16 protein-coding genes are annotated in these 20,530 nt (G+C 62.6%); 5 read left to right on the forward strand and 11 right to left on the reverse strand.

Going from position 1 to position 20,530, the window contains the following annotated elements:
- Positions 1-654: 654 nt before the first annotated feature.
- On the reverse strand, positions 655-2,154 hold the full coding sequence (locus ACP151_RS13855) for a caspase family protein (protein ID WP_424979493.1): 1,500 nt from the start codon (positions 2,152-2,154) through the stop codon (positions 655-657).
- Between the two features lie 277 nt (positions 2,155-2,431).
- On the opposite strand from ACP151_RS13855, the gene ACP151_RS13860 reads away from it, so the two are divergent.
- Entirely contained in the window at positions 2,432-3,382 is a 951-nt protein-coding gene (locus ACP151_RS13860; RefSeq protein ID WP_424979494.1) for an OmpA family protein, read from the forward strand.
- Between the two features lie 243 nt (positions 3,383-3,625).
- On the opposite strand, the gene ACP151_RS13865 is transcribed toward ACP151_RS13860, so the two are convergent.
- Positions 3,626-4,720, reverse strand: a complete 1,095-nt coding sequence (locus ACP151_RS13865) for a ParB/RepB/Spo0J family partition protein (RefSeq protein ID WP_424979495.1) — start codon at positions 4,718-4,720, stop codon at positions 3,626-3,628.
- Complete coding sequence (locus tag ACP151_RS13870) at positions 4,717-6,021, reverse strand: AAA family ATPase (RefSeq protein ID WP_424979496.1); 1,305 nt, start codon at positions 6,019-6,021, stop codon at positions 4,717-4,719. The genes ACP151_RS13865 and ACP151_RS13870 overlap by 4 nt, the downstream gene beginning before the upstream one ends.
- A 553-nt stretch (positions 6,022-6,574) precedes the next feature.
- Between ACP151_RS13870 and ACP151_RS13875 the strand changes: the two genes are divergently transcribed.
- The gene (locus ACP151_RS13875) at positions 6,575-7,258 is read left to right on the forward strand and encodes a DnaA N-terminal domain-containing protein (protein ID WP_424979513.1); all 684 of its coding nucleotides are present in this window, start codon (positions 6,575-6,577) and stop codon (positions 7,256-7,258) included.
- Between the two features lie 122 nt (positions 7,259-7,380).
- Positions 7,381-8,655, forward strand: coding sequence for a Vi polysaccharide biosynthesis UDP-N-acetylglucosamine C-6 dehydrogenase TviB (gene tviB / locus ACP151_RS13880; RefSeq protein WP_424979497.1), 1,275 nt, complete (start codon positions 7,381-7,383; stop codon positions 8,653-8,655).
- Between the two features lie 119 nt (positions 8,656-8,774).
- Here tviB and ACP151_RS13885 read toward each other — a convergent pair whose 3' ends face one another.
- The 5 genes from ACP151_RS13885 to ACP151_RS13905 all read right to left on the reverse strand — a co-directional run bounded on the left by ACP151_RS13885 (position 8,775) and on the right by ACP151_RS13905 (position 14,923).
- Positions 8,775-9,194 (reverse strand): DUF3291 domain-containing protein, encoded by a 420-nt coding sequence (locus ACP151_RS13885; protein WP_424979498.1) that lies wholly within the window; start codon positions 9,192-9,194, stop codon positions 8,775-8,777.
- A 93-nt stretch (positions 9,195-9,287) separates the two neighbouring features.
- Entirely contained in the window at positions 9,288-10,199 is a 912-nt protein-coding gene (locus tag ACP151_RS13890) for a MurR/RpiR family transcriptional regulator (protein WP_424979499.1), read from the reverse strand.
- A gap of 48 nt (positions 10,200-10,247) precedes the next feature.
- Complete coding sequence (locus tag ACP151_RS13895) at positions 10,248-10,550, reverse strand: type II toxin-antitoxin system RelE/ParE family toxin (RefSeq protein WP_424979500.1); 303 nt, start codon at positions 10,548-10,550, stop codon at positions 10,248-10,250.
- Positions 10,543-10,779: a type II toxin-antitoxin system ParD family antitoxin gene (locus ACP151_RS13900; RefSeq protein WP_424979501.1), complete on the reverse strand. Its 237-nt coding sequence runs from the start codon at positions 10,777-10,779 to the stop codon at positions 10,543-10,545. Before ACP151_RS13900 ends, ACP151_RS13895 begins: the two co-directional genes overlap by 8 nt.
- Before the next feature lie 133 nt (positions 10,780-10,912).
- Entirely contained in the window at positions 10,913-14,923 is a 4,011-nt protein-coding gene (locus tag ACP151_RS13905) for a PEP/pyruvate-binding domain-containing protein (protein WP_424979502.1), read from the reverse strand.
- 253 nt (positions 14,924-15,176) lie between these two features.
- Between ACP151_RS13905 and ACP151_RS13910 the strand changes: the two genes are divergently transcribed.
- Both ACP151_RS13910 and ACP151_RS13915 read left to right on the forward strand, forming a co-directional pair.
- Positions 15,177-16,067, forward strand: a complete 891-nt coding sequence (locus ACP151_RS13910) for a PhnD/SsuA/transferrin family substrate-binding protein (protein ID WP_424979514.1) — start codon at positions 15,177-15,179, stop codon at positions 16,065-16,067.
- Positions 16,068-16,084: 17 nt separating this feature from the next.
- Entirely contained in the window at positions 16,085-18,370 is a 2,286-nt protein-coding gene (locus tag ACP151_RS13915) for a response regulator (RefSeq protein ID WP_424979503.1), read from the forward strand.
- Positions 18,371-18,437: 67 nt separating this feature from the next.
- Here the strand turns inward: ACP151_RS13915 and ACP151_RS13920 are convergent, their stop codons facing one another.
- The 3 genes from ACP151_RS13920 to ACP151_RS13930 are packed head-to-tail and all read right to left on the reverse strand — an operon-like array spanning position 18,438 to position 20,484.
- The gene (locus tag ACP151_RS13920; protein ID WP_424979505.1) at positions 18,438-19,244 is read right to left on the reverse strand and encodes a metal ABC transporter permease; all 807 of its coding nucleotides are present in this window, start codon (positions 19,242-19,244) and stop codon (positions 18,438-18,440) included.
- Positions 19,241-20,005 (reverse strand): zinc ABC transporter ATP-binding protein ZnuC, encoded by a 765-nt coding sequence (gene znuC, locus ACP151_RS13925; RefSeq protein ID WP_424979506.1) that lies wholly within the window; start codon positions 20,003-20,005, stop codon positions 19,241-19,243. The genes ACP151_RS13920 and znuC overlap by 4 nt, the downstream gene beginning before the upstream one ends.
- Positions 20,002-20,484, reverse strand: coding sequence for a Fur family transcriptional regulator (locus tag ACP151_RS13930; protein WP_424979507.1), 483 nt, complete (start codon positions 20,482-20,484; stop codon positions 20,002-20,004). The genes znuC and ACP151_RS13930 overlap by 4 nt, the downstream gene beginning before the upstream one ends.
- Positions 20,485-20,530: the final 46 nt, after the last annotated feature.

Genomic DNA, 20,530 nt, shown 5'->3' on the forward strand with positions numbered 1-20,530 from the left:
GCGGGGCGGCCCCCGCCGGGCTTGGGGGGCTTTGGGCCGGGCGGGGCGCTCCCGCGCCGCCCCCCCCCAGGGTCAAAGGCTGTGCCGACAATGGCGTAGAATATGTAGTTCACCCTAGATGCGAAAACTGGCCGGACATCACAAAACGGCACCCTAAGGGCAACACTGACCTTAAGGTCAGGGGTCAGAACCAGCAGATGATGATTGCCGCAAGGGCAGTGGTCGCCAGGAATGCCTTTGGATATCGGTCATATCAGATCGCGGCAGGCCACCAGCCTTTGAACCGACCGGACATGATCGCGATCACCGCCCGGCAGTGTATTGTCCAGCAATGGCGCGAAAGCGACGGTGGCCTCGATTGCACCGGCGTAGGCGGTACCGGATGGCTGTCTTGCGTTGTTTATGGGCAGGGGTGCAGACGCATCTCCCTTTGTCTTTAAGGGCGTCGCTCACATCCGACTTGAACCCAGCGGCGCCATCGCCTCTGTCCGCCGACACCCAACCGACATCCGGCTTCCCTCTGCCCTTCGCCAGCCTATCCTTCCGCCGCGCTGTGCGCAGCACAGCGCTACGCCCAACCGTGCAGGTTCATTTGCAAAATGCGCCGAAGCGGGCGGGAGCTCCCCCTGCCCTGCACAAGCCGCGTGAACGGGCCTATTGGCAGCCGCCTGCAGCCCAGCTTTTCAGCACTTGTTTCAGCGCCCCGCCAAACGGATGCTGCTTGCCCAGCGAGCGCTGCATATTGAGGCTGAGATAGGTATTGCCCTGAGTGCACAGACGCTCACGGGTCCATTGGTGGCAATTGCTGCAAGACTGGTCCTTCCAATAGCTATCCGGCAGGCCTTCGATCGGCGGGAAAGACGGCGACCGGGTCATCACTTCTGCCAGGGTCAGCCCGGCGATCTCCGGCACGTCGGCATGCAGCGGGTTTGCATAGGTCACAGGGCCGACTTCGGCCATTTCCACCGCTGCCGGCTCCGGCGCCGCTGTCGGCGCTTCGCCGCCCGCCTCCGGATCGAGGCTTGCCCCAGCAGCCAATGCCGCGATTTCCATCTCTGCCATCTCGGCATAGCGACCGCCAGGATGGGCCATCAGATAGGCTTCAAAAGCCGCCTTGCTTTTCTCCTGCTGCGCCGCTTCGAACATGGCTTGTTCCACGTCCTGCATCTCAGAGGGTTCAATCGCTGCCATCTGACCGGTATTCTGACTTTCGCCGCCTTCCGCCAGTTCCTCTGCAACCAGTTCCGCCAGCAAAGTGCGGGCTTCCCCGGAAAACTTGCCATCTCCGTAGCCGCGCAGGAACAGCATGGTCTGCACCACGTCCCGCGCCTCGCTCACAGAGGCCCACAGCTCCTCCTCTTCAAGGTCAACCGCAGACAGAACCGGCCGTTTGACTTCGGCGAAAACAAAATCGCTGATCAGAGAGGACGTATCCCAGGGTGTCTGACGGCCGCTGCTCTGCTCCAGAACAGTGCGCCGCACCTCCTTGAAGACCTGCTCGACCGGGCGACCGGGCGCCTTGATCTCCTGCGCCAGCGCCTCAGTGAAGGGGCTGTTTCCCCCCTCCCCGTCCAGCGCCACATCACCCGGCGCGGTGGCATAGGCCAGGAAAGTGCCGGTTGGCGCCTTCATCTCGGCCAGACCGCTTTTGTTCAGATCGGCGACTTCTTCAAACGGGTTGTTGCGGCAAGCATCCAGAATGACGATGTTGGTGCGGTTGCGTGCCGACGCCATCTGCCGCAGAATTGACTGCGCTTCTACAGCCACCAGATCAAGATCCGCAGCATCTTCCAGCGCCGCGTCCACCGGCAGCAAATAGTTGTTGCCAAAGCTTTGCACCCCGTGGCCGGCATAATAGAACAGCCCGGTGGCGTCTTCTCCTGCCCCGCGCAGCTTGCGGCCGAACTGGGCAATCGCACGCTTCATATCAATCTGTTTGGCATCCGCTGCCAGGGTCACATCAAACCCCAGCCCCTCCAGCGTTTCGGCGATCAGCCGCGCGTCGCGCACCGGATTGTCCAGCGGCGACACCGCGCCATAGGCCGAATTGCCGATCACCAGCGCCAGCCGCTCTTCTGCCAGGGCCATCACGCCCCAGCAGGCCGCCGCAGCCGCCAGTACCATCAGCCGGACTTGGGTCCACAAAACTCGCACGCCTCTGCTCCATTCTTTGCCCCCAGCAGCCTTGCCGCGGGGCAGCTTCCCAATTCTTAAGGGTATTTGATTACCAAACTATCGCGTCCCTTGCGCCCGACAGCAACTCTGCTGTTAATCTGGGCGCATCACTTTTGCCCTGCCTGCTGGCCAGGGCACCCCTGGCAGCAATCGCGTTGGACCCTGAATGTACCGCTTAACCCTTTCAATCTTAACAATTTTCCTTTTCCTCCTTCGGCCGGCACTGGCAGCTGGCCCTTTTGAGGGTGGCTGGCAGTTGTCGCCCGAATCCTCCGCTATCCGATTCATATCGATCAAAAAAGGCAGTATTGCGGAATCCAGCCGTTTTGCCGCCTTCTCCGGCAGCATCTCAGAAACCGGAGAGGCCAAGATCCACATCGCGCTCGACTCTGTCGACACCTCCATCGACCTTCGAAACGTGCGGATGCGGTTCCTGTTCTTTGAAACCTTCGCCCATCCGGAGGCCGTGATTTCCGCACAGATTGATCCGGCCCGGCTTGCCGATCTCGCCGCCCTGCAGCGCAAGCAGATCGACCTGCCCGTCACCCTGTCCCTGCATGGGGTTGAAGCCGGGCTAACCATTCCGGTAGCGGTCACATTACTGACTGAAAACCGCGTTGCCGTGGCCACCGTGCAGCCGGTCATTCTCAAGCTGGCGGACTTCAACCTGACCACCGGTCGGGAAAAACTGGAGGAAGCCGCAGGCGTCACCATTACGCCGGTCGGGCTGGTCAGCATGGACCTGATGTTTGAACGCAACGGCGCCGGCGCTGCCACTGTCCCCGCGGGGACAACTGTCTCTGGAGCCGCAACCGCGATGGAAGCCAGCGGTGATTTCAGCCGTGAGGCCTGCACTGGCCGTTTTGACATTCTGTCGCAAGGCCGCAGTGTCAACTTCGCGCCCTCCACGGCTCGGCTCGACGCCAACTCCCGCGACTTTCTGAACAGCCTGTCAGACATCATCCGGCGCTGCCCCGGCATGGTGGTTGAGATCGGCGGCCATACCGACAGCCAGGGCAAAGCAGCCTGGAACCTGGCGCTAAGCGAGAAACGCGCCGCGTCGGTCAATCGCTACCTGCAACAGAAAGGCATCCCGGCAGAGCGCCTGGTGGCCGTCGGCTATGGTGAAACCACACCGCTGGTGCCAAATGACACGGTGCAGAACAGGGCCAGGAACCGCCGGATTGAGTTCAAGGTTCTGAACTGATTGGCGCAAGGATCGTCCAAACAACCGTCTGTCCCCGCGGGGACAGGTTTAGCCTCCAAGCCCGGCCACTGCGCCGGGCTTTTTCTTGCCGAGAAGGCCAGAAGCGCGGGCTGCCCCGCAGCTGTCCCCGCGGGGACAGTGTTGCCAAAACAGGCTCAATAATACTGTCTAGACACGATAAAGGCCCGACGACACATGCCGGGCCCTTGCTGTTGTTGCGAATTGTCCGGCAAAGGATGGGGATCAGTTTTCGTCTTCCAATGCTGCAAAGAAGGCGGCAATCGCGCCCTCCAACTTGTGCCGGTCGATCTCGGAAAAGTCGCGCTCCATCGCCATTTCGATCTTGCCGTCCCGGGCCTGGCAGCGGACTGTCCCCGCGGGGACAGTGCAGCGCAGGGTGGTTTTGGCCACACCGGACCGCGGAGCTGTGCGGGGCGCGGGCCTGCGCTTGCCCTCCAGAAAGCTGCGCAGCACGCCCAGTTCAGCGTCCTCGGTGTCTGCCTTCGCACGTTCCAGCGCCTCACGCAGGTCCGGGACATTCGCGGCGTCCGCCTCCAGCCGTTTCCTCAGCTCCAGCCCCAGCGCCCGCGGGATCGCTTCGGGGAATCTCAGCAGGTCGCCCACCGCACCCAGCAGCTGGGCAAAATGGCGGATATAGATTTTCTTCTGGCGCCCGGCAGAGGCATACAGATCGCTGACCGCCTCTTCGATGCTCTTGGCCCGGGTGATTTCATCCTGGGTATAGTTCAGCGCCAGCTGCGCCATTTCGGCAAAGGAGATGTCCCGGCGCACCAGGTTCTCGTCCACCATCCGGCGATAGAGGTTCTGCAGCGTGTCACCCTTGGCCACCAAACCCGCAGGGATACATTCATATGCCTCATCCTCCGTTTCCCGCAGCAGCTCCACATAGGCGCGCAGGCGGCGGTAGCCCTGGATCAGCTCATAGGTGCCGTCGTCGTTTTCCTCAACCCGGATCGGGTTCGACAGGCCGATGGATTTGATCGAGGCTTTCAATTCGTCGAGATCCGGGTCGCGCCCCTCGCGCCGGTCGCGGATCAGTTTGGCGGCGCCGATCTGGCCGATCGGAATGCGGTCGACCATCAGGCCCAGCTTCTTCAGCCGCACAAATTCATGTGCCAGCCGGTCGTTTTCCGCACGGATTTTTTGCTCTGCCTCGGCCCGGCTGCGCAACGCATCGGCGTTTTCAGAGATCGCAGTGGCCATTGGCCCCCGGCGGGTTTCAGCGGGTTTCTCTGCCGGTTTTTCCTGCGTTGTCCCGGCGGGGACCGCAACGGTGTCAGGGGTGAAGTCGATGTCGAAGACTCTGCGTTTGCTCATGCCTCATCCTCCAGTTTCTCCCAGGCGTCCAGCGCGTAGGCCTTGAATTCGTCATAGGCCTGATCAAACGACGCGCGCGCGCGTCGCCAGGTTTCGCGGGTCATATCCCGGTAGTCGATTTCATAGATGGAACTTAAGAACCGGCCCGACTGTTCGACTGCGCGGGTCATCTCAATCGGGTGTTCGGTCATTCTACCCTCAAACACCTTCATAAATGCCGAACGCATCGCACGGTGCAAATCGTTACCGCTTTCGTAACGGGTGAGAAGGAAGCGAACCTCCTGGAAAACTTTGGGCAGCGCAAATGTCCCCGCGGGGACAACACCGTTAAAGGCCGACAAATCCTCCAGTGCTTCGGACAGCTGGCCGACAAAGGAAGTGGTGGAGTCATACTCCCAGTATCCGGGGCCCGAGGGGATATAGAGCATATCGGCAGCAAAGACCGCGTTCATCGACTGGTAGCCGATGGCGGGCGGGCAGTCGAAGATCATCAGGTCGTAATCCTCGGCCGGCAGCTGGTCGAGATAGCGCGAGACCGCAGCGAAGAACGACCATTCCGGGTTCAGGTGGCGATACTGGGCAGAGGCGAATTCCACAAAGGCCGCATTGGCGCAGGACGGGATGATATCGATGGTCGGCCAGCTGGTGGGCTTGACGAAATCGCTGACCCGCAGATCCTGCAGCCCCATGCCGGTGATCGCGTCGGGCAGCTGGCGCCGGGGCAGGGCGGTGCCGGTCTCGGCCCCCTGCGAGGCGGCGTTCATCCGTTCGGTCTCGCGCACCAGATCGCGGGCCATGATGCCCCAGACCGTGTAATCCTCGGTCACGTCGCTCAGACCCATGGAATGCGACAGAGTGGCCTGCGGGTCGAAGTCGACGCAGAGCACCCGGTAGCCGTCCAGCGCCGCAGCATGGGCGAAATGCAGGGCCACGGTGGATTTGCCGGCGCCGCCCTTGAAGTTGGAGATCGCCACCCGCAGGGCGCGTTTCCCGGCCGGGCGTTTGGGCATCAGCGACTGGCGGTTGATCTTGATGCGGCGGCGCAGCTCGTTGATCTCTTCCAGCGAATACCAGCGCTGGCGGCCGTCTTCCTCCACATGGCCCTGGGGCAGGGAAGGGTCGGTGGCAAGCCGCCCGCGCAGGGTCGACTGGTTGACCCGGAATATCAGCTCTGCCACTTCCCAGGAAGAGAACCGGCGCAGGGTCTTTTCCATTTCGGGAGAGAAGGTCTGCTGTCGGATCCAGCTTTGCATCTTGAGGGATTGGGCCTGCATTTTGGACAGGTCTTCGTGCGTAAACATCGCTGCTCCTTAGCCTCACACGTTTTCTTTGTGGCGGCGCCCAGGTGTCTGGACGCTATTTCAGCCTCAATATTCATTTACGCCCAATTTGCAAAAAACGCAAAAGCAAATATGATTGTGATCAGCGTCCTGTCCCCGCGGGGACAGCTCTGCGCCAGGCCCAGTGAAATAAGGGCGGGAGCGATTCGGCAGGCATCGGCCAAGCGATTCGTTTCACGGGGTTTTTTCTGGTGTTTCGCCCCCATATTTAGGGGGACATGCCGGACCCGAACACAGCAGATTGGGGGACATTTTGGGCCCAATAGGGGACATACTGTGTGTCACCCAATACCATTAATACCGATTTTTCTTTCGAAAAAGGGATTGGGTTTGAATTCAATTCCCGCCGGTGCTTGACAGAATCGGATTTCCGGACGCAAATCAGGTACAACAAACGAATAGCGTTGAGTTCAGGGCAAAACCCGCTAACGTCATTCTCAGCCAACATGCTGAGACCACTTGAGGCAGCATACCCCAGTCCAGAAGGGCAGGGGAGGGAGAAATGGGGGCAGCGATGCTTGCCAAACGGCCTGCGGGGCGCAACGCCTCTGCGCTGAAATACGATATCCTCACAGCGATGGGGGCCTATGCGCTTAGCCAGGGCAAAGGCGCGCAGAAGCTGGTGCTGCGGTTCATGACACTGATGACTGCGCGCTATAACTGGCAGCGCGATGAGCTGGCGGTGGGACAGCGGGAAATTGCCCGGCTGTGGGATGTGGACGAGCGCACGGTGAAACGCGAGATGGCCAAGCTGCGGGGCTGGGGCTGGCTGGTGGTGAAACGGCAGGGCGCGCGCGGCCGGGTGACCGAATACGGTATCGATCTGGAGCAGCTGCTGGCGGACACCCAGGAACGCTGGGGCGCGGTGGGGCCGGATTTCGAGCACCGGATGCAAGGCACGGATGAGCCCACACCAAATGTGGTGCCGTTGCGACCCGGGGCAACCCCGCCTGCGCCGGATGTGTCTGATGGCCAAGAATGGAGCCTGGCCAAGGCAGTTCTGCATGCGGAAGACCCGGCCAACTATGCGTCGTGGGTGCAGGGGCTGGAACGTGCAGGCAGGGCAGGGGGCAGGCTGGTGCTGAAGGCCCCGAGCCGGTTCCATGCGAATTACGTGATGTCGCATCTGATGCCGCGGCTGCTGGCGGCCTGCCGGGATGTGGACAGCGATGTTTCGACCATCGTCGTTGAGGCCTAGGCCCATCAGAGCCTGAGATCAAATCCGCTCGTGGGCGGTTGAACCCTGAGGCGGCGCGGCATTATGTGGGCGGGCAGGGTGTTTGCCTATGAAACCGCCCGCAGCATGAAGGAGCAACCCGGATGAGCGGTGCGCAAGAGAAGATCTGTGTCATTGGCCTTGGCTATGTGGGGCTGCCGTTGGCAGCGGCGTTCGGGCAGCATCGGGACGTTGTCGGGTTTGACATTGACCCCAGCCGCATTGCTGAGCTGCGCCGGGGTGAGGACCGCACCCGCGAGTTGGGCGCAGAAGAGCTGGCGGTCGCGGAGCATCTGAGCTTTACCTCTGATCCTGCGGAGATTGCGGAATGTGCGATTTACATCGTCACCGTGCCGACACCGGTGGATGCCAATCACACGCCGGATCTGGGACCTTTGCTGTCGGCCTCGGCGGTGGTGGGCGGGGTGCTGAAACCCGGTGATCTGGTGATCTATGAATCGACCGTCTATCCCGGCGCCACCGAGGAAGACTGTGTGCCGGTGCTGGAGGCGCGGTCTGGTCTGGTGTTCAATCAGGATTTCTTTGCCGGCTACTCGCCGGAGCGGATCAATCCGGGCGACAAGCAGCGGCGGCTGGAGGATATCGTTAAGGTCACGTCCGGGTCGACGCCAGAAGTGGCGGCGCGGGTTGATGCGCTGTACCGCGAGGTGGTTTCGGCAGGCACCCATAAGGCGGCCAGCATCCGGGTGGCGGAGGCGGCCAAGGTGATCGAGAACAGCCAGCGGGATATCAACATTGCGCTGGTGAATGAGCTGGCCAAGATCTTCAACAAGATGGGGATCGATACCGAGGCGGTGCTGAAGGCGGCCGGCACCAAGTGGAATTTCCTGCCGTTCCGCCCCGGTCTGGTCGGCGGGCATTGCATTGGGGTGGACCCCTATTATCTGACCCACAAGGCCGAGCAGCTGGGGTATCACCCGGAGATCCTGCTGGCGGGCCGCCGGCTGAACGATGGCATGGGCGCCTATGTGGCCGGCGAGATGGTCAAGGCGATGCTGAAGCGCGGCCTGCCGGTGGCTGGCGCGCGGGTCTTGGTGATGGGGCTGACGTTCAAGGAGAACTGCCCGGACCTGCGCAATACGCGGGTGATTGATGTGGTGCGCGAGCTGCAACAATACGGCGCGGTGGTGGACGTGTTTGATCCCCATGCCGACCCGGAGGAAGCGCAAGCCGAATACGGCATTTCGCTGGTGGCTGAGCCGGGGCGGGGGGGCTATGCCGGGGTGGTGCTGGCGGTGGCCCATTCGGAGTTCCGGGCGATGGGCGCGCAGGCGATCCGCGCCTTGGGGGCGGAAGGCGCGCTGGTCTATGACCTGAAATACGTGCTGGCACCGGATGAGGCGGATTTGCGGCTCTAACCCGGGGGGGGATGGCATCGGTGCGGCTGGAAGGGGATCATAAGCGGGCCATGCGGGACGAATGGGAAGTCCAGAATCCGTTTATCGGCGGGGATGTCTGAAGGGCCGGAGGGTCGCTGTCAGGTCCAGCCGTATGCTGCGGAGGATGGGCCATTGGTTTTGAGGAGCGCGAGCCGGTCAAATGCCTCGCGGAAAGTTGGACGCGCATCAGCTGCCACAGTCCATATCACCAGCTGCGGGCCTTCGACGGTCTCGAACCAGCGGCTCTTGCGGTCCAGAAAGAGGCCGTGCTCGCTGTTAAACGTGTAGTCGCGCAGGCTTTCCAAATTGTCCCAGACAGATACCGTGGCCGACATCCGGCTATTGCAGCCAAGCTCGTGCAGCTGGGCGGCGGCCTCTGCCTCACCGATGCGCCAGATAAATCCGGAATGTGTCTCTGCCAGAGCGTAGATACGGTCAAGGGCGGCATTGAATTCTGCCATTTCCGGGTGGTCGAGCGGATGATGCATCCGTCCCCAGTTCATCTGCGCAATGGCCATGACGCGCGTCCCCGCTTTTGTTCAGGGGCATGGTACAGAGAGGAGACATCCCGCCGTACGTTTTTTGCGCTATGGATTGCTGCAAATGCGCCATCAGCGGCCCACCCGTGGCAATTTCGGGCCGCTCCAATAGGCGCCGCTGTCCTGGCGCAGGGCATCGTAGGCTTCGATGCGGCGCCGGGCGTCTTCGCCGCCGGCCTCTATCAGATGGGTGAGCAGGCATTCCAGCACAGCCATGGCGCCGCCGACGGCACCGAAGGGGTGCAATGAATTGGCGGCGACCGCCAGCACGTGGTCGGTGCGGATGCCGGGGGCGATGACCTCGCTGTCGGAGATCAGGATCACCGATGCACCGCGGTCGCCCGCCAGCCGCAGCGCCTGGATGGTGCTGGCGGAGTAGGGGGCGAAGGTGAATGCGATCAGGCAGTCCTCGGGGGTGATGTCCAGCAGGTCGTCCAGTGCCGCGCCCATGTGGCGGGGCACCAGATCCAGCGAGGGCAGGGCCATCCGACCGACATAGTGAAAGTAATAGGCCAGCGCATAAGAAGACCGGGTGGCGGTGACATAGCTGCGGCGCGCGGTCAGCAGGGTGTCGACGATGGCCTGGGTGCGCTCTGCCGTCATCAGCCGCAGGGAGCGGGAGGTGATGTTGAGCTGATTGCGCGCCGCGGCTGCCTGCAACGCGCCCGCGGGGCCTTCGGTGCCCATGCTCTCTAGCCAGTCCTGGCCGAGGCCGGTCTCTTGCGTGGTGGTGAGGGCGGCACGGAAGGGGGCGCGGAAGGCTTCAAACGTGTCATAGCCCAGATGCCGGGCAAGGCGGACAAAGCCGTTGGCGCTGATGCCGGTCTTTTCGGCGGAGGTGCGGACAGTGTCGAGGCCGAAGTCGCCGGGATTGTCGATCACGTATTTGGCGGCGGTTCTCAGCTTGGGCGGCAGGCTGTCCAACCGGTCCTTGAGGTGCTGGGTCAGCCGGATGGTCTGCTTGGGGTCGAGATGCGGGTCCATCGCGCTATCAGAGCAGATGTTTGGAGAATGGCAAGTGTGGAACGGATGTTATTCCGTCAGGAAGGCCATCAGATCCTGACGGGCGTGCAGGATGCGGAGGATTTCGAGGTGGTCCTGGTCCAGCCGGTAGCTCACCAGATGCGCACCCGACGGGTGGATACGGACTGGCGGCGTGAATTCGGAGCGTTTGCGGGCCATTTCGGGGAAATCGGCAAGCAGATCGAACAGGGCAAAGAGACTGTCGGCATAGGCGTCGGCCTGCGCCTCGCCCCAGGTTTCCAGGCCATAGCGCCAGATGGCGGCGAGATCGGCGCGGGCGGCGGGGCGGATCACCCAGCGCGGGTCAGCCATTGCGGCGCATGGAGGCCTTGAAATCCTGGGCTGTCAGCGTTTGCGCGGGGCCGCTGGCAAGGCCTGCGTCAATGGCGGATTGCAGCTCTGCAATGGCTTTGGCACGGGTCTGGTCGCGGCGGATCAGGTCGCGGACATAGTCGCTGGAATTGGCATAGGTGCCGGTGCGGGCCTGTTCTTCGACCCAATCCTTCATCTGCTCCGGCAGGGATACGTTCATGGTGGCCATGGGCAGGCTCCTTTCGCCGGGACAGGATATGGCAATCCTTGTCATATTGGCAAGCAATAGAGCGGCGACGGCAGCGCCCGTCCCGCCGGGACGGGCGCTGCCCGGCCTGTCGGCCGTGCTGTCGGCTGGCCGGTCAGGCTGAAACCACCTTGAGGCCCTTTTCTTCGAGCGGCTGGATGGTGCCGTCTTCGCTGACGGTTACCTTGTCGCCATGTTCAAGGCTGTCGAGGCCCTTGCAGGCGACCAGCATCAGCACGTCTTTTTCGCGGGCGACAATGGCCATGTGGCTGAGCCAGCCGCCGATCTCGCTGAGCACCGCGCCAGAGCGTTGGACGTAGGGCAGCCAGGCCGGGTTGACCATACGGCAGACCAGAATGTCGCCGTTCTGGAAATCTGCAAAGGCCGCCGGGTCGATGCAGCTGTCGTCCTCCATCCAGAACACCCGGGCGGTGGCGCTGCCGCTGCCTGCTACACAGGTGCCGCCCATGGCGCCGCCACCGGACGGGGCCTGGGCCCCCAGCGACAGCAATTCGCAGTCCCGCAGAGTGAGGGTGACAGCTGAGGGCGCGGATTTCTTGCGCAGGGTTTCCTTTTCTGCCCGCGCTTCGGCCAGATCGCGCAGCGCGTCCCTGTGCGACCAGTTGCTGTCGAGGATTTCATCGAAGGTCAGGCTGAAGACAAGCTCCTCCAGCCCGCTGGTCTGGCCCAGTGCCAGCAGCGCGCGGCGCAGCTCGGCGACGACGCGCAGGGCTTCGTGTTTGGCCTGTTCCTTGAGGTCCTGATAGGTGATGGCAATACCGATGATATCGTCCAGCTCATCCGGGAGGTTGGCAGGGACCGGCACGGCGCCGATCGGCTCGACCGAAGTGTTGAGCAGCGAATGCAGCAGTGTCGGTGCCTCATTGTAGCGCGGCGAGGACAGCTCGTAATCGAAGATCGAACGGTGGCCCATCAGCTGCATGGCCCGCGCCTGAGCATCCTTGCCGGTGCAGGAGGCGAGCAGGCTGGAGGGCGCATTGGGCAGGTCTGCATGCATCAGATGCGCCCGCAGGGCCGGGTCGCCGGCGGCTGCGCTGCCGGCCTCGCCCATGGTGAAACCTGCCAGGATGTTGATCTTTTCCGCTTCCAGATAGACCTCATGGATGAACATGTCCTTGAGGGTACCAATTGCCTCCAGCAGCTTATCCTGAGGCAGGGCGGTGTAATCCATGGCCTGCCAGAAGGCGAGTTTGTTCTTCAGCTCTGGCATCACCTCATTGCGGAAGCGCAGGATCATCGGATGCGCCTGTTTGCGCAGCTGCTTGGCCTTGGCGGCGGTCAGCTTTAGGGTCATGTCCTGCTTTAGTGCCACATCGACGTAGGTTTTGCCGAACAGGTTCACCAGGTGACCGTCGCGTCCTTCGGGCAGGCCATAAGGCACCCCAAGTGCGCGGCAGGCCAGGTCAACGCTGCCGCCAGGGCTCCACAGCGCGCTCATCAGCGAGAAGCTGAGCGGGGCGGGACGGGGCAGGACCTCGGACATTTCGTCCTGTTCCAGGATGGTCTGGTCCGGGTCGGCGTCCGCATAACGGTCCAGTACATCGCGCCATTCGGCCAGACGGGTCTGCTCTTGTTCGGTGCCGAGCGACAGCGTGGTAATGTCGCGGCTCTGGACGATCTGGAACTGGCCGTTTGCATAGGCCCATTCCACATCCTGCGGCGCGCCAAAGGTGGCTTCGATCTGTTTGCCAAGCGCCAAGAGCGGCGCCATATCCAGCGTCTGATCCTGATCTTCAGCTGCGGGCTGACCGGTGTAGCGGCCAAAACGCAAGGAGGTCGGGGTGACGCGGCCGGACACCAGATCTTCGCCGCAGCCTTCGACCCATTCGATCATCGCCATGCCGGGCGCCATCGGGTCCTGGGTAAAGAGGACACCGGCATAGTCGGCCTGCACCATCTCCTGGACCACGATATTGCCCTGGCCGCCGTCGGCCGAGTAGCTGGCAGCGCGCTCGGATGAGAAGCTTTCCACCACTTCGTCAAGGGCGGCGCGCATGGTTGCTGCGGTCACATCCAGCACCGATTCAAAGACACCGGCAAAGCTTTGGCCGGCGCCGTCCTCATTGCTGGCAGAGGAGCGCACGGCGACGGGCTGGCCGCCTGCGAGGCTGAAAACCTCTGCGGCAAATGCATCTTTCTGGGCATCCGCCATGGCGCGGTAGTCCTGAATGGCGTCTGATCGCAGGATGACACCGCCGGGTACCGGCAGGCCTGCGTTTTTCAGCACGGACAGGCGCAGGGCCTTGTTGCCGGCCTCTGCCAGTTCTTCGCTGTATCCCATCGGGATCACGCCACGCGGCAGTTTGACAAGGCGGCGCTGGTGGCTGCGCAAGGCAAGCGCTTGGCCCAGCCTGGCATGCATGCCGGTGACATAGGCGCGCTGCACCAGCAGCAGCGACAGGCTGAAGCAGAGATAGGCATTGGCGGCCCCCGACAGGCTGAACACCATGGCAAAAAGCGCCGGCATGCCCAGCACCATCCACAGGGTTTTCTGGCGCGGGGTCTTGGCCACGGCCCACAGCAGGTAGACGGCGGCGAGCGCACAGAACAGCACCGGCATGATGAACAGCGGATCGGGCAGGCCAAGGTCGGCCATCCACAGGAACGGGGTTTGCAGGCTGGCGCTGGCCTCTTGTGCGGCAGAGACGCCCAGCATCATCACCGGCAAGAACAGCAGCGCGGTGAGGTTCTTCATCGGGGTCAGGCCCTTGTCCTTGTAGAACGCCTGCACCGCGCGTGCCTTGCGCACCGGGTCGTGGGCCAGCTTTGCCTTCAGCGCCTTCATTTCATCGGCGGTGTCATTGGTGATGATCTGATCGCGTTCGGATTTCAGCGCCACCGGCAGCACCAGAATGCGGGTCAGGACGGACAGTGCTAGCAGGCCCAGCAGGATATGGCTGCGTTCATGCACCCACAGTAGCGCAGCGGCCAGCGCCGAGATCGCCTTGCCCCACAGGCCGCCTTGCTGATCGGCCAGCCAGGCCTGCACATGCGGCTTTGGCGGCGGCGCCACGAAATACTCCCACGGCAGGGTGTAACGGCCACGGAAGTCGAGGCCTTGCTGCGACAGCTCCAGCCCCAGCACCTGGCTCATGAAGCAGCTGCGCCGGTCATAGCAGGCGGCAATGGTGGGTTTGTCCGGGTCCAGCTGTGCGATGCGCTCCATCAGATCCGCAGTGGTCATCTTGCGGATCGGGATGTTGACGGCGCCGGGCAGATGGCCGCCCTCGAAATCTCCGGGATAGCGGGTGTCGACGATCTGCAGGTCCTCGGTGGTGAGCAGGCTGGTGAAATCATCGGTGCTGAGCAGCACGTCCTTGCCCGGGTAGTCCGGGATGGCGCGCAGGTCGGAGAGGGTTTTGACATCCTTGTCGGAGAAGTCGCGCCCCTCGACGATCCATTTCTCGATGCCGCCGGCAATGAAGCTGCAGTCGATGCCCATTGCTGCCAGCTTGGCGCAGGTTTCCGAACTGCGATTGCCATTGTGGCAAAACAGCACAACCTTCTGGCCGGGCTGAACCGGGCGGGACTGCAGGAAATCCGGGAAGCGGATATGGGTGGCGCCGGGCAGGGTGCCCATGGCGTTCTCGCCGGTTTCGCGGATGTCATAGAACAGGGTTTGGCCGTCCTGCAGGGCAGCGGCGGCGTCTGTGGTACTCATCGCCAGCGGGTGGTCTTCCTGCTTGGAAAAGCTGGTTTCCTTGAGCGAGGCGTCCTTGATGACGGTGCCGTCAAACTGCGCCGGTCGCGTCAAAGTGGATTGCAGTCTTGCCAGCTCGGACTGTGCATGCGAGGAATACTGCCAATAGTTGCCGGCAGCCAGTGCAAGAGCTGCCAGTAGGAGGAATGAAATCAGCTTCACCGGGTAACGGACATGTGAACCGCCCGCTTTGGGCGCAAAACCCAGTTTTGCGGCAATGACGGCACCCAAGCCGGAAATCATGGCGATGCCCACGGCCAGGACCTGAGACAGAGAAGACACCGAACCGATCACCAGTTCCGGCGAAGGAATGGCAAGGGCCGCAACCGGAAGCGCGGATAAAAGCGATGCCAGCGCAATGGTTTGGGCTGAGCGGCGGCGGGACTGTGTGGTCCTGGAGGGCATAGGGTTTTGCGTCACGGTGGATCCTGTCGGGCCAGCTGAGTGTATTGTTTCAAATTAAGGCGAATTTGCCTAAAAGATTATGAAAACCTTACTGAAGGGTTAATATAGGCGCTGGAGAATAAAAGAACCGCAAAATTTTTCCGACAATTGCATATGCGTTAACATTGTATTCTTAACGATGTGCCATGTATCCATGACGCGCGGCCTTCCTGCCGGGCGAGCCGATGCAAATCAGGAGGCGAGAACTGTGAAGATGTTTGTGCGGACCTTTGGTATCATTGCGCTTTTCCGCAAGCGCCTGGAGGTTGCTGTCCCCGGCGCTTTGCTGGCTGTTTGGCTCGCGGCACTGTTGCCCGCGGCGGGTCTGGCTGGAACAGAACTGGTTTTCGGCACCTATGCGGCAGATAAACCAACCGCAACGGTTAAAAAATATCAGCCGTTTCTCTCCTTCCTGTCCAAGCGGATGAGTCAGGAACTGGGCAAACCGGTCAAGATCCGGCTGAAGATTGCCAAAGAGTATGAGGACAGCATCCGGCAGCTGGCCAATGGCGAGGTGGATTTCGCCCGTTTTGGCCCTGCGTCCTATGTTCATGTGATGAACGATAACGCTGATATTCAGATTGTCGCTATGGAATCCAAGAACGGCCGGAAGCGGTTCAAAGGGGTCATTGTCGTCCATGCCGACAGCACGCTGCAGTCCGTGTCCGATCTGACCGGAGAGAGCTTTGCTTTTGGCGATGAACTGTCGACCATTGGCCGTTATCTGGCGCAGGAACATCTGCTGGAGGCAGGCATCAGCAGTTCCGATCTGAAGGCGTTCGACTATCTGGGTCGGCATGATCTGGTCGGCGAGGCGGTGGGCGCGGGCAAATATACAGCCGGTGCCCTGAAGGAAAGCACCTACAAAAAGCTGGTTTCCAAAGGGGTGCCGATCCGGGTACTGGCCTCCTTTGACAATGTGACCAAACCCTGGCTGGCCGCGGCGGATATGCCGCCGGATGTGCTGGAGGCGATGCGCCAGGTGATGCTGGCTTCGGAGAACGAGGAGATCGTGCGCAAGATTTCCAAGAATGGCTTCCTTGAAGGGAGCGATCAGGACTATGACATTATCCGCCGGGCGATGGAGCGCAGCCTGGCCTTTTAAAACGTTGCGTTGGCAGAATGAAGCGTACGAGTATCCTTTTCCAGATCGTGCTGTCGATGCTATTGGCGGCATCGGCTGTTGGCATTGTCGTTGGCGATCTGGCGCAGCGCCAGGAGGTGCAGAGACTGGAAGCCCAGCTGGCCGGGCAGGCGGATCTCACGGTTTCCCTGCTGACCGGGCTGATGCTGGAATCGATTATCGTTGAAGATGTGCCGGTGCTGGAGACCGGCTTGATCGAGGCGGTTGCCCGCAGGCCACAGATTGTGTCGATCAAGATCCTCACCCCGGCGGGCAAGCTGCTGGCGGCGGCCAATGCGCCAGGGGGCGTGCCAGAGGGCAGCCGGGTGATGTATGAGCGGCCGATCGAACTGGAAGGGGCTGTCTTCGGCACCATGGTGGTCGAATGGTCAACCCGGGAAGGCGAGGCCCTTGTGGCCGCTTCGGTGCGTCAGATCCTGCTTTGGACGGTGGTGCCGGTGCTTGCGCTGTCGTTGCTGGTTCTGCTGCTGGTGCACTGTCTGGCACTGCGGCCGCTGCAGGTGATTCACAATAGGATGTCGGATGCAATTGCCGGCCTGCGCAGCCCGGCGCAGCCCCTGCCCTGGTATGCGTCCCGCGAGTTCCGGGCGCTGGATTTCTCGGTAGGGGTGCTGGAGGAGACCTTTGCCGAGCGCGATGAGCGCGAGTTTGCCATGGAGCAGGCCCGCGAAGCGGCGGATACCGCCAACCGCGCAAAATCGGATTTCCTGGCCAATATGAGCCATGAAATCCGCACGCCGATGAACGGGGTTATCGGCATGGCGGAACTGCTGCAGGAAACCAGGCTGGATGACGACCAGCAGATGTATGCGGAGACGATTTCGAAATCGGGTGCGGCGCTGCTGACGATCATCAATGACATTCTGAATTTCTCCAAGATCGAAGCGGGCAAGGTCGAATTCGCGACGGAGCCTTTCAATCTTCAGACCGCTGTTGAAGATGTGGTGACTTTGCTGTCGCCGAAAGCGGCGGAAAAAGGCGTTGAGATCACCATGCGCTACGATCCGACGCTGCCTGAGATCTTTGAGGGCGACCCGGGCCGGATCCGGCAGGTGATCACCAATGTGGCCGGCAATGCGGTCAAGTTCACCCATCAAGGCTATGTCTTTATTGACGTCACCGGGGTGCAGCGCGACACCGGCAGCTATCTGTTGAAACTGCGGGTGCGCGATACCGGGATCGGCATTGAGCCGGACCGGATAGGCAAGATTTTCCGCGCGTTCGAACAGGTTGACAACGCGGCCACGCGGATGTTCGAGGGCACCGGCCTGGGGCTGGCGATTTCGTCGCGGCTGCTGACGTTGATGGGCGGATCGGTGCAAGCGGAATCGGAGCCGGGCAAAGGATCGGTTTTCACCATTGAGCTGCCATTGCGGCCGGGCCGCCCGGCGGCTGAGGTGCCGCAGGGCGGCCCGCCGGACTTTGTCGGGCTGCAGGGCTTGCTGGTGGATGACCTGGAGCTGAATCGCGTGGTCCTGTCCGAACGGCTGAGCACATGGGGGGTGGCCTGCACGCTGGCGGCGTCTGCGAGTGAAGGGCTGGAAATCCTGTCTGATGCGCAGCTGGACGGGCGCCGTTTCGACTTTGCCATCCTGGATTTTCAGATGCCGGCCATGGACGGCTGCGCTCTGGCTGCGCGGATCCGGGCAATGCCAGGTTTCGAACCTATGCCGCTGATCATTCTGTCCTCGGTGGAGCAGGCCTTGAGCCGGGAAGATTTTGCGGCCATCGGCAACTGTGAATTTGCGCTGAAACCGGTGCGCGCGGTTCAGCTGCGGCAGGTGCTTGGGCGGGCGCTCAGCCTGCCTGTCCGGGAGGCTGGGACTGCCGCGGGGCGGCCCTCCGGCACCGCGGCGTGCAGCCGCCGCCTGAAACTGTTGCTGGCAGAGGACAACAGGACCAACCAGCTGGTGGTGACCAAGATGCTGAAGGATGCGTCATTGGACATCAGCATTGCCAAGAATGGCAAAGAAGCGGTGGCCCAGTTCCAGGAAGATCGGCCAGACATTGTGCTGATGGACATGATGATGCCGGAGATGGACGGGCTGGAAGCCACCGCAGAGATGCGCCGGATCGAAGCAGAGAGCGGCGGCGGCACCTGCCCGATTGTCGCGCTGACGGCCAATGCGCTGACCTCGCACAAGGAAGAATGCCTGGAAGCAGGCATGAATGATTTCCTGAGCAAGCCGATCAACAAGAAGGCTTTGCAGGAGGCAATCCGGAAGTGGTCTGGAACATCGGATTTGCAGCGCACCGGCAGCTGACCTTGGCGCTGGCCGGGGCGCCTGGCGCCCCCGGGGGAGAGTTGCTGCGTGCGGGGCCGCCCGGCTGTCAGCTGCGGCGGCGCTGCAGCAGCAAACCGGCCAGGCTGGACGCCGCGAACAGCCCGGCGGCCAGGCAGACGATGCTGGGGCCGGCGGGCGTGTCAAAGGTAAAGGCCAGCTGCAAGCCGCCGATAGCAGACAGCATGCCCAGGAGCGCCGCGATGACGGCCATTCGTTCCGGTGTCGCCGCAAAGGGCCGCGCGGCGGCTGCCGGTATCAGCAGCATGGCTGCGATCAGCAGCACGCCCACCACCTTGATTGCCACGGCCACCACCAGCGCCAGGGCAATGGTCAGCACCATCTGCTCGCGCCGGGGATCAATGCCGGCTGCATGCGCCAGATCCGGGTTCAGGGTGGCCGTCAGCAGCGCGGACCAGCGTTGCCACAAGAGCACCAGCACCAGCACAGCGCCGCTCCAGATCACTGCCAGATCGCTGCGGCCCACCGCCAGGATGTCGCCGAACAGATAGGCCATCAGGTCGATCCGGACCCCTTGCAGGAAGGACACCGCAACCAGGCCGAAGGCCAGCGACGAATGCGCCAGCACCCCCAGCAGCGTGTCCATCGCATAGCCCCGGCCGGCCAGGACAGAGACCGTGCTGGCCATGGCCAGCGCCGTGGCCAGAACGCCTGCAAAGACAGAAACATCAAAGCTGAGCGCCAGCGCCACGCCAAGGATCGAGGCATGCGCGGTGGCATCGCCGAAATAGGCCATCCGGCGCCAGACCACGAAACAGCCCAGGGGTGCTGCCGCCAGGGCCACGCCGATGCCTGCCAATGCGGCGCGGATCAGAAAATCGTCAAGCAGGGTCATTCCGCTGCCTCGTGGTGGTGATCATGGGTGCAGCTGTGGCCGGTATCATGATCATGGCTGTGATTGTGCTCATGCCGGTACAGGGCCAGGGCGCCCTGGGTGCCGCTGCCGAACAGCGCCCGGTATTCCGGGGCGGAGGCAACATGCTCTGGCGCGCCCTCGCAGCAGATATGGCCATTGAGGCAGATCACCCGGTCAGAGGCCGCCATCACCACATGCAGCTCGTGGCTGACCATCAGCACTGCGCAGCCCAGTTCCTGGCGGACCTTTTCGATGCGTTGATAAAGGGCTGCAGAGCCGGGCTGGTCCAGGCCCTGGGTGGCCTCGTCCAGGATCAGCAGCTGCGGATTGCACAGAAGCGCGCGCGCCAGCAGCACCCGCTGGAACTGGCCGCCGGACAGGCCGGACATCTGCCGCGCCGCCAGATTGCCGGCGCCAGCCTGCTCCAGTGCTTCGGCGGCGCGGGCATCGGACACCCGGACAGGCAGGCTGAGAAACCGGCGCACAGTCAGTGGCAGGGTCGGGTCGATGTGCAGTTTCTGCGGCACATAGCCGATGCGCAGGCCGGGCGCGCGGGTGACCGTGCCGCGCGAGGGCTTCAGTGCGCCGATCACGCTGCGCAGCAGGGTGGATTTGCCGGAGCCGTTGGGGCCGACCACGGTGACGATCTCGCCGGCCTGAATGCTGAGGCTGACACTGGACAGCACCGTGTTGCCGCCATGCGCGACGCTGAGGCCATCCAGAGAGAGCAGGCTGCTCATGCGGTCGGGCTTTGCTGGCATTTCGGGCAGAGGCCTTCGGCCTCGATCACGGCGCGTTCGATGATAAAGCCGGCCTCGCGGGCGGCCGCGCCAAGCTGGCCTTGTGACGGTTCGCGGTGCGCCTCGGCCACCGCGTCGCAGGACCGGCAGATCAGGAAGAACGGCGCATGGCTGTCGCCCGGATGGGAACATGCGATAAAAGCATTCAGGCGTTCAATCTTATGGGCCAGACCGTTGGTGACCAGGAAATCCAGAGCGCGATAGGCGACGGGCGGCTGTGAGCCGAGACCCTCCTGGCGCAGCCGGTCGAGGATGTCGTAAGCGCCGAGCGCGCGGTGCTCCTGCAGCAGGATCTCCAGCACCCGGCGGCGGACTTTGGTGAATTGCAGGGCGTGCTGCCGGCAGTGGGCCTCGGCGGCGGCAATGCTGTCATGAACGCAGCTGCTGTGGTCATGCGGTTCGAAACCGAGGGAGTCCATGGCGGCATTCCTTTGGGGGCGGGCCTGTGGGAGGCGGCGCGATTTG

It is taken from the genome of Leisingera sp. S232 (assembly GCF_049800895.1).
GTDB lineage: Bacteria > Pseudomonadota > Alphaproteobacteria > Rhodobacterales > Rhodobacteraceae > Leisingera.